The organism is Dryocola mayonis (assembly GCF_051307045.1).
GTDB lineage: Bacteria > Pseudomonadota > Gammaproteobacteria > Enterobacterales > Enterobacteriaceae > Dryocola.
The window spans coordinates 962,341-975,873 of record NZ_CP150452.1; the positions used below are offsets into that span (position 1 = coordinate 962,341).

Annotated in this window: 13 protein-coding genes and 3 pseudogenes; 11 read left to right on the plus strand and 5 right to left on the minus strand. The window is 52.3% G+C overall.

The features are described from left to right. Window positions 1–19: 19 nt before the first annotated feature. Both WLO32_RS04635 and WLO32_RS04640 read left to right on the plus strand, forming a co-directional pair. Window positions 20–247 (plus strand): annotated as a pseudogene (locus WLO32_RS04635) (colicin D domain-containing protein); the annotation flags it as partial. Then, window positions 244–513 (plus strand): colicin immunity domain-containing protein, encoded by a 270-nt coding sequence (locus WLO32_RS04640; protein WP_435947349.1) that lies wholly within the window; start codon window positions 244–246, stop codon window positions 511–513. The pseudogene WLO32_RS04635 and the gene WLO32_RS04640, both read left to right, overlap by 4 nt. 66 nt (window positions 514–579) lie before the next feature. Here WLO32_RS04640 and WLO32_RS04645 read toward each other — a convergent pair whose 3' ends face one another. Together WLO32_RS04645 and WLO32_RS04650 are read right to left on the minus strand one after the other, a co-directional pair. After that, window positions 580–864, minus strand: a complete 285-nt coding sequence (locus tag WLO32_RS04645; protein WP_435948244.1) for a SymE family type I addiction module toxin — start codon at window positions 862–864, stop codon at window positions 580–582. Between the two features lie 178 nt (window positions 865–1,042). Beyond that, entirely contained in the window at window positions 1,043–1,423 is a 381-nt protein-coding gene (locus WLO32_RS04650; RefSeq protein WP_435947350.1) for a hypothetical protein, read from the minus strand. On the opposite strand from WLO32_RS04650, the gene WLO32_RS04655 reads away from it, so the two are divergent. From WLO32_RS04655 to WLO32_RS04670, 4 genes and pseudogenes are all read left to right on the plus strand, one after another. Next, window positions 1,410–2,735 (plus strand): VENN motif pre-toxin domain-containing protein, encoded by a 1,326-nt coding sequence (locus WLO32_RS04655; RefSeq protein ID WP_435947351.1) that lies wholly within the window; start codon window positions 1,410–1,412, stop codon window positions 2,733–2,735. The two genes, WLO32_RS04650 and WLO32_RS04655, sit on opposite strands and share 14 nt — an antisense overlap. After that, window positions 2,732–3,217 (plus strand): hypothetical protein, encoded by a 486-nt coding sequence (locus WLO32_RS04660; protein ID WP_435947352.1) that lies wholly within the window; start codon window positions 2,732–2,734, stop codon window positions 3,215–3,217. Before WLO32_RS04655 ends, WLO32_RS04660 begins: the two co-directional genes overlap by 4 nt. Window positions 3,218–3,436: 219 nt before the next feature. Beyond that, window positions 3,437–3,952, plus strand: a pseudogene (locus WLO32_RS04665) (DUF6862 domain-containing protein); the annotation flags it as partial. Between the two features lie 374 nt (window positions 3,953–4,326). Beyond that, entirely contained in the window at window positions 4,327–4,623 is a 297-nt protein-coding gene (locus tag WLO32_RS04670; protein WP_435947353.1) for a hypothetical protein, read from the plus strand. A gap of 60 nt (window positions 4,624–4,683) precedes the next feature. On the opposite strand, the gene WLO32_RS04675 is transcribed toward WLO32_RS04670, so the two are convergent. After that, window positions 4,684–4,956 carry a SymE family type I addiction module toxin gene (locus WLO32_RS04675; protein WP_435947354.1) on the minus strand — a complete coding sequence of 91 codons (273 nt, stop codon included), beginning with the start codon at window positions 4,954–4,956 and terminating at the stop codon, window positions 4,684–4,686. A 678-nt stretch (window positions 4,957–5,634) separates the two neighbouring features. Between WLO32_RS04675 and malZ the strand changes: the two genes are divergently transcribed. Further along, complete coding sequence (gene malZ / locus WLO32_RS04680) at window positions 5,635–7,452, plus strand: maltodextrin glucosidase (RefSeq protein WP_435947355.1); 1,818 nt, start codon at window positions 5,635–5,637, stop codon at window positions 7,450–7,452. A 74-nt stretch (window positions 7,453–7,526) separates the two neighbouring features. Here the strand turns inward: malZ and WLO32_RS04685 are convergent, their stop codons facing one another. Together WLO32_RS04685 and acpH are read right to left on the minus strand one after the other, a co-directional pair. After that, window positions 7,527–8,129, minus strand: coding sequence for a peroxiredoxin C (locus WLO32_RS04685; protein ID WP_121265297.1), 603 nt, complete (start codon window positions 8,127–8,129; stop codon window positions 7,527–7,529). Window positions 8,130–8,329: 200 nt separating this feature from the next. Next, window positions 8,330–8,911, minus strand: coding sequence for an ACP phosphodiesterase (gene acpH, locus WLO32_RS04690; protein WP_435947356.1), 582 nt, complete (start codon window positions 8,909–8,911; stop codon window positions 8,330–8,332). 104 nt (window positions 8,912–9,015) lie between these two features. On the opposite strand from acpH, the pseudogene queA reads away from it, so the two are divergent. From queA to secD, 4 genes and pseudogenes are all read left to right on the plus strand, one after another. Then, window positions 9,016–10,087: pseudogene (queA, locus tag WLO32_RS04695) on the plus strand (tRNA preQ1(34) S-adenosylmethionine ribosyltransferase-isomerase QueA). Window positions 10,088–10,168: 81 nt separating this feature from the next. Next, window positions 10,169–11,296, plus strand: a complete 1,128-nt coding sequence (tgt, locus tag WLO32_RS04700) for a tRNA guanosine(34) transglycosylase Tgt (RefSeq protein WP_435947357.1) — start codon at window positions 10,169–10,171, stop codon at window positions 11,294–11,296. Between the two features lie 21 nt (window positions 11,297–11,317). Beyond that, a complete protein-coding gene (gene yajC / locus WLO32_RS04705) occupies window positions 11,318–11,650 on the plus strand; it encodes a preprotein translocase subunit YajC (protein WP_121265305.1) in 333 nt (110 codons plus the stop codon). A gap of 26 nt (window positions 11,651–11,676) precedes the next feature. After that, entirely contained in the window at window positions 11,677–13,524 is a 1,848-nt protein-coding gene (secD, locus tag WLO32_RS04710) for a protein translocase subunit SecD (RefSeq protein ID WP_435947358.1), read from the plus strand. Window positions 13,525–13,533 lie beyond the last annotated feature (9 nt).

Sequence of the window (13,533 nt, forward strand, 5' to 3'; positions counted from 1 at the left end):
AGAGACAACGAAGAAAAATCCAGCAACACTAAAACAGTATGCCTCAGCAATTGAAAGTCATATGGAAGATATTGCTACAGCAGAGAAGGGAACTTACGGTTTTGTTAAAGATTCAAAGGTTTACTTTAATTCAAATACTAATAATGCTGTTGTTCTAGATAAATCAGGTGGTTTTGTCACTGGGTTCAAATTAACACCAGGTACGCCACAGTATGAAAATTATATTAAAAATGGGGTGTTACGATGAGCTTTGTTGTTCTGGAGTTTGCTAAGTCATTTGTTCGAGGAAGAATTAATGGCACGGTTTTTGCCGAGGCTTATAGTGAGTTATGGAGAATCGAACGGGATTCAGGCCTTATATTGAAAGATGAAGAAAAACTAAGCGAATGCTTATCAAGCATATTTTGCTTGGCTGATCTATATAATCCTGAACTGGATAGAGAGGACTATGAATTAGATGAAGATCAATTGCGAGATCAAATATCTAAATTAGTAGATGAACTAACAAATTAATATATCTCACATAAAGGATCCCGGCCATCAAGCCGGGATCCTTTTACCTGTCAGGTAGTTATCAACTCAACTTCCCGATAGCGGGGGCTTCTTCGCCATGACCATCTCAATAAAATCAGTGCCCTGCCGCTGCCTGTGGAGCGGGAGTTTACAGACCTTCCTCAGCGTCAGCATGACCTCCGGCTCCGGCGGCAGTGGAGGAATAACGACAGGCTCCTGAGCCGTAAGTACCAGACAACCGGGCATCACATGTACTTTAAGCGGCGTCCCGGTCTCAAATCCTGCATCAGCCAGCCAGCCGCCCTTAAGCGTGATGGCGGTGGCCTTTTTATGCGTCTCCCAGTCGCGGATGTAACCTACGGTTTAACGGCGGGTTTTTAGTTCCGGCACTTCAGTTGTGACAACTTCTGACTTAGAATTTTTCTCAGCTGAGAATAATGTGCTGGGCTGTTCGCCGACGACTTGTACTAATAATCCTGGTGATGATCCCATGCGCGGCAGTGGTCTGGATGGCAGCACCGCAGTCGGGTCATGACCTGACGCTTTCAGCCAGCGTGATAATAGCCTCCATGCCAACGGCAGCATTGCGCCCATCTTTGACAAGGAAAAAGAGCAGCAGCGCCTGAAGGAGGCGCAGGTCCTCAGCCAGATTAACGGGCAGATGAGCAACATCGTCATCACGCTGGGTGAGACCGCAGGCATGAAGGCGGCCAGGGAGAAACACGGTAACCTGAGCGATGCGGAGCTGCGCAACACTCAGGAATACAGAGATACCGTGAAGGGGTACGGCACGGGCAGCACGCCGCAGATGGTGGTGCAGGGCCATCACGGGCATACTGGGCGGGCTGAATGCGGACAACTTCGGCCAGGCGCTGGCAGGGGGGCTCAGTCCGGCGATGGCGCAGGCCATCAGGCATGCCACCGGGGATAACCGGGAAGCGAACCTGATGACGCATGCGGTGTGGGGCGCACTGGCAGCCCAGCTGGGCGGGAACAGTGCCGCAGCGGGAGCGGCAGGGGCGTTCAGCGGTGAGGCGGCAGCGCAGTACATCATCAGTAACTACTACGGTGGTAAAACTGATAACCTGAGCGAGCAGGAACGCCAGCAAATCAGCACGCTGGCAACGATAGCAGCGGGGATAGCCGGAGGCCTGAGCGGTAACAGTACAGAGGCGGCAGGTGCCGGTGCCGTGGCCGGGAAGAATGCGGTTGAGAATAACTATCTGAGCGTGCAGGAGAAGACGGAGCTTGAGATAGCGAAACAGAAACTCAACAGTAAAGATCCGGCAGAGCGGGAGAAAGCGCAGCAGAAATACGATGAACTGCGTGAAAAAGATATCACCAGCGATAAGAAGGTTATCGACGCCTGCGGTAACGGTGCGGCAGGGAGCGCTGCCTGTGCGAGTGCGCGACTGGAGGTTATCGCCGCCAAAGGCGAGTACGAGAACACCGGCAACTATAACTCGAAAGCCAGCCAGCAATATGCGGATGCTTACGGCCAGATAGTGAACCTGCTGAATATCACCAGCGTTGATGCACAAAATCAACAGCAGGTGAAGAATGCGATGGTGAACTATGCCATGGTGCAGTTTGGTGTCGATAAGGCGACAGCAAAGTCATACGTTGAAACTTATGATGGAATGAAGGTTGTAGCGGCTTCGATGGCACCAGTAATAGGTGCTGCTGCGGCCAGTAAGATAGAGGTTCTGGCTGGTAAACAACGGTTGTCTAATAGTTTCGAGGTTAGCTCACTCCCAGATGCAAATGGGAAAAATCACATCACAGCTGTAAAAGGTGATGCTAAAATACCTGTCGATAAGATTGAACTATATATGCGTGGTAAAGCCTCTGGTGACTTGGAATCTTTGCAAACAGAATATAACTCTTTAAAACATGCAAAAATTAGCAGCCAAAAAGAATTTGCAAAAGATCCAAGTAATGCTAAAAGGATGGAAGTGTTAGAAAAACAAATCCATAATATTGAGCGTTCTCAAGATATGGCTCGTGTATTAGAACAAGCAGGTATAGTGAATACTGCCAGTAATAACAGCAAGATAATGGATAAGTTACTGGACTCAGCACAGGGTGCTACGTCTTCAAATAGACAAACATCTATTGTTGTATCAGGGCCTAACGGTAACGTAAGGGTTTATGCTACATGGACAATATTACCTGATGGCACGAAAAGACTTTCAACTGTTAATACGGGAGCATTCAAATGATAAATGTGAATAGTACCGAAAAGGATATTGAAGGTTTAGAAAGTTACCTAGCTAATGGCTATGTAGAGGCTAACTCTTTTAACGATCCAGAGGATGATGCGTTAGAGTGTCTCAGTGATTTATTAGTTAAAGATTCGGAATGCTGTCTGTCATTTTGTAAAAAAATACTTAATTCAAATAACATTGATGGTGTTTTCATTAAAGGTTCAGCACTGAATTTCTTATTGTTGTCAGAACAGTGGCCTTACGCCTTTGAGTATTTGACAGGTAATGCAGAAAATATAACTCTTGCAGAGCTTGAAAAGGCGCTGTTCTACTTTTATTGTGCAAAAAATGAGACAGATCCTTATCCTGTACCAGAGGGTTTATTCAAAAAACTAATGAAAAGATATGAAGAACTGAAAAATGATCCTAGTGCAAAATTTTATCATCTTTATGAGACGTACAATGATTTTTCCAAAGCTTACCCTCTGAATAATTAGAAGCTATCGCCCAGGGAATATTGTCTATGACTGCATGGAAGGATTATGGGCATAGTGTGTTGGGAGCTGTTCTTTAACAGATTTGGGGGAAATAGTGTAACAGGCTGAAAAGGCGCATCAGGGCAAAAAGTTGTTACGCCGGAAACACAGCGAGAAAAATGGTTATAACAACAGAAAGTACAGGGAAAACAGATTTCGTCCAGGCAATCTGCAATGGATAAAGTTGTTGTTGAGAATAACTGGCTGAGCGTGTCGGAGAAGACAGAGCTTGAGATAGCGAAACAGAAACTCAACAGCAAAGACCCGGCAGAGCGGGAGAAAGCGCAGCAGAAATACGATGAACTGCGTGAAAAAGATATCACCAGCGATAAGAAGGTTATCGACGCCTGCGGTAACGGTGCGGCAGGGAGCGCGGCCTGTGCGAGTGCGCGACTGGAGGTTATCGCCGCCAAAGGCGAGTACGAGAACACCGGCAACTATAACTCGAAAGCCAGCCAGCAGTACGCGGATGCTTACGGCCAGATAGTGAACCTGCTGAATATCACCAGCGTTGATGCGCAGAATCAGCAGCAGGTGACGGATGCACTGACACAGTATGCAATGGATGTGCTGGGTGTGGATCGCCAGACTGCTCAGAGTTATGCAGAAACCAAGCAAGGAATGGATATCATCGTTGCTTCGGTGACGCCTATGTTAGGTAGTGCTGCGGCAAGTAAACTGGGAAATATAAGTATAGATGCTAATACAAAAGCATCATTACTTAAAGAAATGACATCTCAAGGAATAAAATACACTCCTGAAAATATTGTACAGGTTGCCAAAAACGCGGATGGGAAAATTGTCTTTCTTGAAACTGGTAATAGTAAGGCCGGATTGCAGCACATCACTGGAGAACACGCAAAAGACTTTGCTAATATAGGTGTATCTGAAACACAAATACCTGGCGTGGTAATGAAAGCTGTTGCGGAAGGAAAAATTGTTGGATATCAAGGAAAAGGAACGGGCCGTCCAATATATGAAACAGTTATAAATGGTGAAATTCATCGCCTCGCAATTACTGTATCTAGTAATGGTTTTATGGTAGGTGCTAATCCTGCCGGGAGAGTAAAATGAAAATGATAAAGTTAATGGCGGATTATTACTCATTTCCACTATGGGAAAATTCTCCTGGAGAAGTCGGTAATATTGATCCGGAAAGCTTACCCCTTTCTGAGGAGCTAAAGGAACGACTTGATAATTGGTCAGAAAAATATGACTCAATATTCAATGATGAAGACCCAGCAGCATCAGGCTTTGAGACAAAGGAAGATGAATTAAATTTTATTAGAGATGGTAGAGAGTTAGCTAAATTACTTCAGCTAGAATTGGGCGATACTTATCAAATCACATATTACTCTGATTATTAAATGAACTAAATCCCGGCCACTGCACCGGGATTTTACTTTATATGCCAGACAGTTAACGTCTTACCGCTGCGGCTTACTGATCACTTCGATCAGCTCAGTAACCTGTTTTTGCTTGCGGGCGGAGAACTTACAGACCCTGCGCAGGATCTGCATGATCTCCGGCTCGGGCGGCGGAGCCGGGAGCGGCTCCTGAGCGGTGAGCACCAGACAGTCGTGCATCACCCGCACCTTCAGCGGTATGCCGGCCCTGAATCCCGCATCATCCAGCCAGCCGCCCTTAAGCGTGATGGCGGTAGCCTTTTTATACGTCTTCCAGTCGCGGATGTAACCCACGGTATAACGACGGGTTTTTTAGCTCCGGGGCTTCAGTTGTGACAACTTCTGACTGAGAATTTTTCTCAGCTGAGAATAATATGCTGGGCTGTTCGCCGACGACTTGTGCTAATGATCCTGGTGATGATCCCATGCGCGGCAGTGGTCTGGATGGCAGCATCGCAGGCGGGTCATGACCTGACGCTTTCAGCCAGCGTGATAATAGCCTCCACGCCAATGGCAGCATTGCGCCCATCTTTGACAAGGAAAAAGAGCAGCAGCGCCTGAAGGAGGAGCAGGTACTCAGCCAGATTAACGGGCAGATGAGCATCATCACGCTGGGTGAGACCGCAGGCATGAAGGCGGCCAGGGAGAAACACGGTAACCTGAGCGATGCGGAGCTGCGTAACCTCCCTCGCAGTTTTATGCAAACCGTTAGTTATTCATGCATTAACAGGTTAATAAATAAGAAAAATAACCGAATTATTTTATGTTGGTTACCGCTGGAATCTAAGGGTCTCAGAACCTTAGTCCGGTGTGGCGCAAAGCTACCCGCTTCCCTCTGGCGGGTTCCTGGCTTTATAGCTAACGTTATTTCTCCACCCCCGCTTTCCTCCCCCAAATTAAATGAGAATGGGGAGTGACGCAGCTACCGGCTGTGGCAAGGTGGCGTCAATTTTAAGACACGGGGAAGTTACTATGTTGAACGCCTGGCACCTTCCGGTTGCGCCATTCGTACAAACTCGCAAAGAGAAGCTGCATATCACCCTTTGGCTGGCAGGCGACGATCTGCCTGAGCGCGTGGTGCTGCGCTGCGAAAAAGATAACGAAGAAACGTCGGTCGCCATGACGCGGCAGAAAAATGCGCCTTACGAGGGCGTTGTCGCCTGGAGCGGAGCTATCGATCTGAACTCCGGCCAGCCGCGCCGCCGCTACGCTTTTAAGCTGCTGTGGCTTGATAAGCAGCGCTGGTTTACGCCGCAGGGCTTCAGCCTGATTCCCCCGGCTCGGCTGGAACAGTTTGCCTTTGACGCGCCCGATGAAGGGCCGCAGTGGGTGCAGGACCAGGTGTTCTATCAGATCTTCCCGGACCGCTTTGCCCGCAGCCAGCCGCGTAAAGCCGGACAGGACCAGATTTACTATCACCACGCTGCGAAACGCGAAATTATTCTGCGCGACTGGGATGAGCCGCTAAGCGGCGAGGCGGGCGGTTCGACGTTTTACGGCGGCGATCTGGACGGCATCAGCGAAAAGCTGCCCTACCTGAAGAAGCTCGGCATCACGGCGCTCTATCTCAACCCGGTATTTACCGCGCCCAGCGTACATAAATACGATACGCAGGATTATCGCCACGTTGACGCCCAGTTCGGCGGCGACCATGCGCTTTTGCGCCTGCGTAAGAATACGCAGCAGCAGGGGATGCGCCTGGTGCTTGACGGCGTATTTAACCACAGCGGGGATACGCATCCGTGGTTTGACCGCAACCAGCAGGCGCAGGCCGGCGCCTGCAATAACCCGGCATCGCCGTGGCGTGATTTTTACAGCTTCTCCGAAGAAGGGCGCGCGCTGGACTGGCTGGGCTACTCCAGCCTGCCAAAGCTGGATTACCGTTCTGCATCGTTAGTTGAAGAGATTTACCAGGGCGAGGATAGCGTGGTTCGCCACTGGCTGCGCGAACCCTGGGGCATGGACGGCTGGCGGCTGGACGTGGTGCATATGCTGGGCGAAGAGGGCGGGGCGAAGAATAACCTGCTGCACGTCAGCGGCATTACCAAAGCGGCGAAGGAAACCAAAGCGGACGCCTATATGCTGGGCGAGCATTTCGGCGACGCGCGCCAGTGGCTACAGGTGGATGCCGAAGACGCGGCGATGAACTATCGCGGCTTTACCTTCCCGGTGTGGGGCTTTCTGGCCAACACGGATATCTCCTACGATCCGCAGCACATCGACGCGCAAACCTGTATGGCGTGGATGGATAATTACCGGGCGAGCCTGTCTCATCAGCAGCAGCTGCGCATGTTCAACCAGCTCGACAGCCACGATACGGCGCGCTTTAAGTCGATCCTCGGCGAGGATGTAGCCCGTCTGCCGCTGGCGGTTGTCTGGCTGTACTGCTGGCCGGGCGTGCCGTGCGTTTACTATGGGGATGAAGTCGGGCTGGACGGTTTTAACGATCCGTTCTGCCGCAAGCCTTTCCCGTGGAACAAACGCGATCAGGATCTGGATCTGCTGGCGCTCTATCAGCGGCTGGGCAAGCTCCGTCGTCAGAGCAGGGCGCTGCGGCAGGGCGGATGTCAGGTGGCGTATGCCGAAGGCGACGTGGTGGTGTTCGTGCGCGTCTACCAGAACGAGCGCGTGCTGGTGGCGATTAATCGGGGCGAGGCGGCAGAGATAACGCTACCGTGGAATCCGCTGCTTAGCGGCAAAGCCTGGACGCAGCATGAAGGCGAAGCGAAGCTGGATAATCGCGAGCTGTCGCTGCCGGGCGTTTCGGCGGCGGTGTGGCGCAGCCTGTAATTTTTTGCTGGATATCGGTTCTGGAAAAACAAAAAGGCCGCTTGCGCGGCCTTTTTTAAAACTTGCTTTAGCGATTACAGCTTAGCTACGTTTTCGCTCAGGTACTTAGCAACGCCGTCCGGAGACGCGTTCATGCCTTCTTTCCCTTTTTCCCACTGCGCCGGGCACACTTCGCCGTGCTCTTCGTGGAACTGCAGCGCGTCAACCATGCGCAGCATTTCGTCGATGTTACGGCCCAGCGGCAGGTCGTTAACAACCTGGTGGCGCACGATACCGGCTTTGTCGATCAGGAAGGAGCCGCGCAGCGCAACGCCCGCTTCCGGATGTTCGATGCCGTAAGCTTTCTGGATTTCACGCTTAACGTCAGCAACCATCGCGTATTTCACTTCGCCGATGCCGCCGTTTTCAACAGGGGTTTTACGCCATGCGTTGTGAACGAACTCGGAGTCAAAAGATACACCAACGACTTCTACGCCACGTTTCTGGAACTCTTCGTAACGCTTGTCGAACGCGATCAGCTCAGACGGGCAAACGAAGGTGAAGTCCATAGGCCAGAAGAACACAACGGTTGCTTTACCGTTGGTGTGTGCTTTGAAGTTGAAGTTTTCAACGATTTCGCCACTGCCAAGTACGGCAGCTGCGGTAAAATCTGGGGCTGGACGAGTAACCAGGACCATATGTACTCCTGTTAATTTTTAAAAGTGAATGTTAACGCAACGGGGGGGAGTATAGGGGTTGTGATCTGTGCAACTCAAGCGCGCTGCGCCGATTAATCAGATAGGATTCACCTATCAAAAATCGAATGTTTGCAAACCGGCTGGACAAAATAGCCCTTTTTTAGCAAAGGGCAAGAAGTTAATACGCGGTTTGCGATGGCTTACAAACTTTTTTGTTCCGCCAGCAGCATCATTCGCGGGTAAAACTGCCAGAACAGCTCTTCGAGCGGCTCGTAATGATCCTCAAGGTCCTGCCAGGAGGCTCGCAAAGCGTCAAGTTTTGGTCTACGCGAAGCCATGCCGTTGAGAACGTTGGCAATAAAAGCCATATCGCTGTATCGCTCAAGCCAGCGCTCTTCCCACAGATAGTTGTTCAGGTTAATAAAGCGCGGCGGCGTGTCCGGCAGGTGCGGTTCAATGTTCGCCCGGGCGTGGGCGATAAAGTCTGCAAGCTCGATGTGCGGGCTGAGCGTCGACCAGTGGCGCGAGAGGAAATGGTCCCACATCACGTCGAGCGTAATCGGCGAGACGCGGCGCGTTTCGGGACGAAACCACCCTTTGGCCGTCGTCACTTCGGGAAGCCCATCGGTCAACGCGTCTACGCGGCGATGCATATAAATACCCGCCACTATATCGGGCGCGAAGCTGTCATCCGGATTACCGCGGACGAAATCTGCCAGCAGGTTGCCCAGCAGCGAACTGCGGGCAAGGCTTGCAAGGTGCAAATGGGCGAGAAAATTCATAAATTACTTTATCCGTATTGAGCTTTATGGCGGCTTACCGGTTGCAGGGAATGTCCCCTGGCACTAGACTGTACCGCCACTTTTTGAGTCTGAGTTTTTAAGCCATGCGTGTTGCCGATTTCTCCTTTGAATTACCTGAATCCCTGATCGCTCACTATCCGCAGGCAAGCCGCAGCGCGTGCCGTTTGCTGTCGCTTGACGGGCCGACGGGTGATTTAACGCATGGCACTTTCACCGATCTGCTCGCTAAGCTCAACCCGGGCGATCTGCTGGTCTTTAATAATACCCGCGTCATTCCCGCGCGCCTCTTTGGCCGCAAAGCCAGCGGCGGCAGGATTGAAGTGCTGGTGGAGCGCATGCTCGATGACAAGCGTATCCTCGCGCATATTCGCGCTTCCAAAGCGCCTAAGCTGGGTGCTGAACTGCTGCTGGGCGATGATGAAAGCGTACACGCCACCATGGTTGCGCGCCACGACGCCCTGTTCGAAGTGCGGTTTGAAGACGAGCGCAGCGTGCTGGATATCCTTAACAGCATCGGCCATATGCCGCTGCCGCCGTATATCGACCGTCCGGATGAAGACGCGGACCGCGAGCTGTATCAGACCGTTTATAGCCAGAAACCCGGCGCCGTAGCGGCTCCGACCGCCGGTCTGCATTTTGACGAACCGCTGCTTGAAGCGCTGCGCAACAAGGGCATCGAGCAGGCGTTCGTGACGCTGCACGTTGGGGCGGGCACTTTCCAGCCGGTGCGGGTAGACAGCATCGAAGACCACATCATGCATTCCGAATACGCGGAAGTGCCGCAGGAGGTGGTGGACGCCGTGCTGGCCCTGTAAAGCGCGCGGTAATAAAGTTATCGCGGTAGGCACCACCTCCGTTCGCTCGCTGGAAAGCGCAGCCCAGGCCGCGAAGAGCGATCTGATCGAACCTTTTTTCGGCGATACGCAAATCTTTATCTATCCGGGCTATCAGTACAAGGTTATCGACGCGCTGGTGACCAACTTCCACCTGCCGGAATCGACGCTTATCATGCTGGTTTCCGCTTTCGCCGGCTACAAACACACCATGCGGGCCTATCAGGCCGCGATTAACGCCGAATATCGTTTTTTTAGCTACGGCGATGCGATGTATATCACGTACAATCCGCAGGCGATTAACGAGCGCCCGGGCGCTTAACCCCCTTATTGCGCGCCGCCGGCTAACCCGACGGCGTTTTTGTCTTAATCATCAGACTGTCTCTCTGATGCTGGAGGAAATGTGAAATTTGAATTAGATACCACCGACGGTCGCGCACGCCGCGGCCGCCTGGTGTTTGACCGCGGCGTAGTTGAAACCCCGGCTTTCATGCCTGTCGGCACTTACGGCACCGTAAAAGGGATGACGCCGGAAGAAGTCCAGGACACCGGGGCGCAAATCATCCTCGGCAACACCTTCCACCTGTGGCTGCGTCCGGGCCAGGAAATCATGAAGCTGCACGGCGACCTGCACGACTTTATGCAGTGGAAAGGCCCGATTCTGACCGACTCCGGCGGTTTCCAGGTGTTCAGCCTTGGCGACATTCGCAAGATTACCGAGGCGGGCGTGCATTTCCGCAACCCGATCAACGGCGATGCGATTTTCCTCGATCCAGAAAAATCTATGGAAATTCAATACGATCTCGGTTCCGATATCGTTATGATCTTTGACGAATGCACGCCGTACCCGGCGGACTGGGATTACGCGAAGCGCTCCATGGAAATGTCCCTGCGCTGGGCGAAGCGCAGCCGCGATCGCTTTGATTCTCTTGGCAATAAAAACGCGCTGTTCGGTATTATTCAGGGCAGCGTTTACGAAGATTTACGAGATATCTCGGTAAAAGGTCTGGTAGAGATAGGCTTTGATGGCTACGCTGTCGGCGGCCTGGCTGTAGGCGAACCTAAAGAAGATATGCACCGCATTCTGGAGCACGTCTGCCCGCAGATCCCTGCTGACAAGCCACGTTACCTGATGGGCGTAGGGAAACCGGAAGACCTGGTCGAAGGCGTACGTCGCGGTATTGATATGTTCGACTGCGTAATGCCGACTCGTAACGCGCGTAACGGTCACCTTTTCGTCACCGACGGCGTGGTGAAAATCCGCAATGCGAAGCATAAGGATGACACTTCAACGCTCGATCCTGAGTGTGATTGCTATACGTGTCGCAATTATTCACGTGCCTACTTGCATCATCTTGACCGTTGCAACGAAATACTCGGCGCACGGCTCAACACCATTCATAACCTGCGCTATTACCAGCGTTTAATGGCTGGTTTACGCAAGGCCATTGAAGAGGGTAAATTAGAGCACTTCGTGAGTGATTTTTACGAGCGCACAGGTAAACCAGTTCCACCTTTGAACGTTGATTAATTTAATAATGAGGGAATTTTAATGAGCTTTTTCATTTCTGATGCGGTAGCGGCAACTGGTGCTCCAGCGCAGGGCAGCCCGTACTCTTTGATCCTGATGCTGGTGGTCTTTGGCCTGATCTTCTACTTCATGATCCTGCGTCCGCAGCAAAAACGTACTAAAGAGCACAAGAAGCTGATGGACTCCATCGCTAAAGGTGATGAAGTGCTGACGACCGGTGGTCTGGTAGGGCGCGTAGTGAAAGTTGCTGATACCGGCTACCTCTCCATCGCGCTGAACGATACCAATGAAGTGGTCATCAAACGTGATTTCGTAGCTGCCGTTCTGCCGAAAGGCACCATGAAGGCGCTGTAATTTTCGTTTTCCCTAAGGGAACTACCGTGTTAAACCGCTATCCTTTGTGGAAGTACATCATGCTGGTCGTCGTGATCATCGTCGGCCTGCTATACGCACTTCCCAACCTATATGGTGAGGATCCGGCAGTTCAGTTAACTGGCGCGCGCGGCGTCGCCGCCAGTGAGCAAACGCTGATCCAGGTCCAGAACACCTTAAAAGAACAAAAAATCACCGCTAAGTCTGTGGCTCTGGAAGAGGGTGCGATCCTTGCACGCTTTGACACCACCGATACGCAGCTGCGCGCACGCGAAGCGCTGATGAGCGTATTGGGCGACAAGTACGTCGTTGCGCTTAACCTCGCTCCGGCAACCCCATACTGGTTGACAAAAATTGCTGCGGAACCGATGAAGCTCGGCCTTGATCTGCGCGGCGGCGTGCACTTCCTGATGGAAGTCGACATGGATACCGCGCTGAGCAAACTGCAGGAACAAACCATTGAAGGCCTGCGTAGCGACCTGCGTGAAAAAGGCATTGTCTACACCAACGTGCGTAAGGCCGATAACTACGGCGTGAACGTGGTCTTTCGTGACGGGGCGGCCCGCGATGCGGCCGTTTCTTACTTAAGCCCTCGCCATCGCGATCTGGTTATCTCAAGCCAGGGCAGCAACGCGCTGCGCGCCGTGATGTCCGACGCACGCTTGAGCGAAGCGCGTGAGTACGCGGTTCAGCAAAACATCAATATCCTGCGTAACCGCGTAAACCAGCTGGGCGTGGCTGAGCCGCTGGTACAGCGTCAGGGTTCCGATCGCATCGTGGTTGAGCTGCCTGGTATTCAGGACACCGCGCGTGCGAAAGAGATCCTGGGCGCAACCGCGACGCTTGAATTCCGTTTGGTTAACACCAGCGTCGATCAATCCGCTGCCGCATCGGGCCGCGTGCCGGGTGATTCTGAAGTGAAGCAAACCCGTGAAGGCCAGCCGATTGTCATGTACAAGCGCGTGATCCTCACCGGCGACCATATCACCGACTCCACTTCCAGCACCGATGAGTACAACCAGCCGCAGGTTAATATTTCCCTCGACGGCGCCGGCGGCAACATCATGTCTAACTTCACCAAGGACAATATCGGTAAACCGATGGCGACCCTGTTTGTGGAGTACAAAGACAGCGGTAAGAAAGACGCCACCGGCCGTGCGGTTCTGGTGAAAGAAGAAGAAGTTATCAACGTGGCGAACATTCAGTCGCGGCTGGGTAACAGCTTCCGCATCACCGGCATCAACAACCCGAACGAAGCCCGCCAGCTCTCCTTGCTGCTGCGCGCCGGTGCGCTGATCGCGCCTATTCAGATTGTTGAAGAACGCACCATCGGCCCAACGCTGGGTATGGAAAACATCAAGCAGGGCCTCGAAGCTTGTCTGGCGGGCCTTGCGGTCTCAATCATCTTTATGCTCTTCTTCTATAAGAAGTTTGGCCTGATTGCGACCTCGGCGCTTCTTGTTAACCTGGTGCTGATAGTCGGGATTATGTCCCTGCTGCCGGGCGCGACGCTGACCATGCCGGGTATTGCGGGGATAGTGCTCACCCTTGCCGTAGCCGTCGATGCTAACGTACTGATTAACGAACGTATTAAGGAAGAGCTTAGTAACGGACGTTCGGTACAGCAGGCCATCCATGAAGGCTATCAGGGCGCATTCAGCTCCATTTTCGATGCCAACATTACGACGCTTATCAAGGTCATCATCCTGTATGCCGTTGGCACCGGGGCAATTAAAGGCTTTGCGATCACGACCGGTATTGGTGTGGCGACGTCAATGTTTACCGCTATCGTCGGTACCCGTGCCATCGTAAACCTGTTGTACGGCGGCAAACGCATCAACAAGCTGTCTATCTGAGGAGTGCGT

Bases quoted from the DNA above. Each gene is read 5' to 3' on its own strand.
- malZ (WP_435947355.1), top strand. From the start codon at position 5,635: ATGTTGAACGCCTGGCACCTTCCGGTTGCGCCATTCGTACAAACTCGC.
- WLO32_RS04660 (WP_435947352.1), top strand. From the start codon at position 2,732: ATGATAAATGTGAATAGTACCGAAAAGGATATTGAAGGTTTAGAAAGT.
- WLO32_RS04640 (WP_435947349.1), top strand. From the start codon at position 244: ATGAGCTTTGTTGTTCTGGAGTTTGCTAAGTCATTTGTTCGAGGAAGA.
- yajC (WP_121265305.1), top strand. From the start codon at position 11,318: ATGAGCTTTTTCATTTCTGATGCGGTAGCGGCAACTGGTGCTCCAGCG.
- WLO32_RS04650 (WP_435947350.1), bottom strand. From the start codon at position 1,423: ATGGCCTGCGCCATCGCCGGACTGAGCCCCCCTGCCAGCGCCTGGCCG.
- acpH (WP_435947356.1), bottom strand. From the start codon at position 8,911: ATGAATTTTCTCGCCCATTTGCACCTTGCAAGCCTTGCCCGCAGTTCG.
- WLO32_RS04685 (WP_121265297.1), bottom strand. From the start codon at position 8,129: ATGGTCCTGGTTACTCGTCCAGCCCCAGATTTTACCGCAGCTGCCGTA.
- WLO32_RS04670 (WP_435947353.1), top strand. From the start codon at position 4,327: ATGAAAATGATAAAGTTAATGGCGGATTATTACTCATTTCCACTATGG.
- WLO32_RS04655 (WP_435947351.1), top strand. From the start codon at position 1,410: ATGGCGCAGGCCATCAGGCATGCCACCGGGGATAACCGGGAAGCGAAC.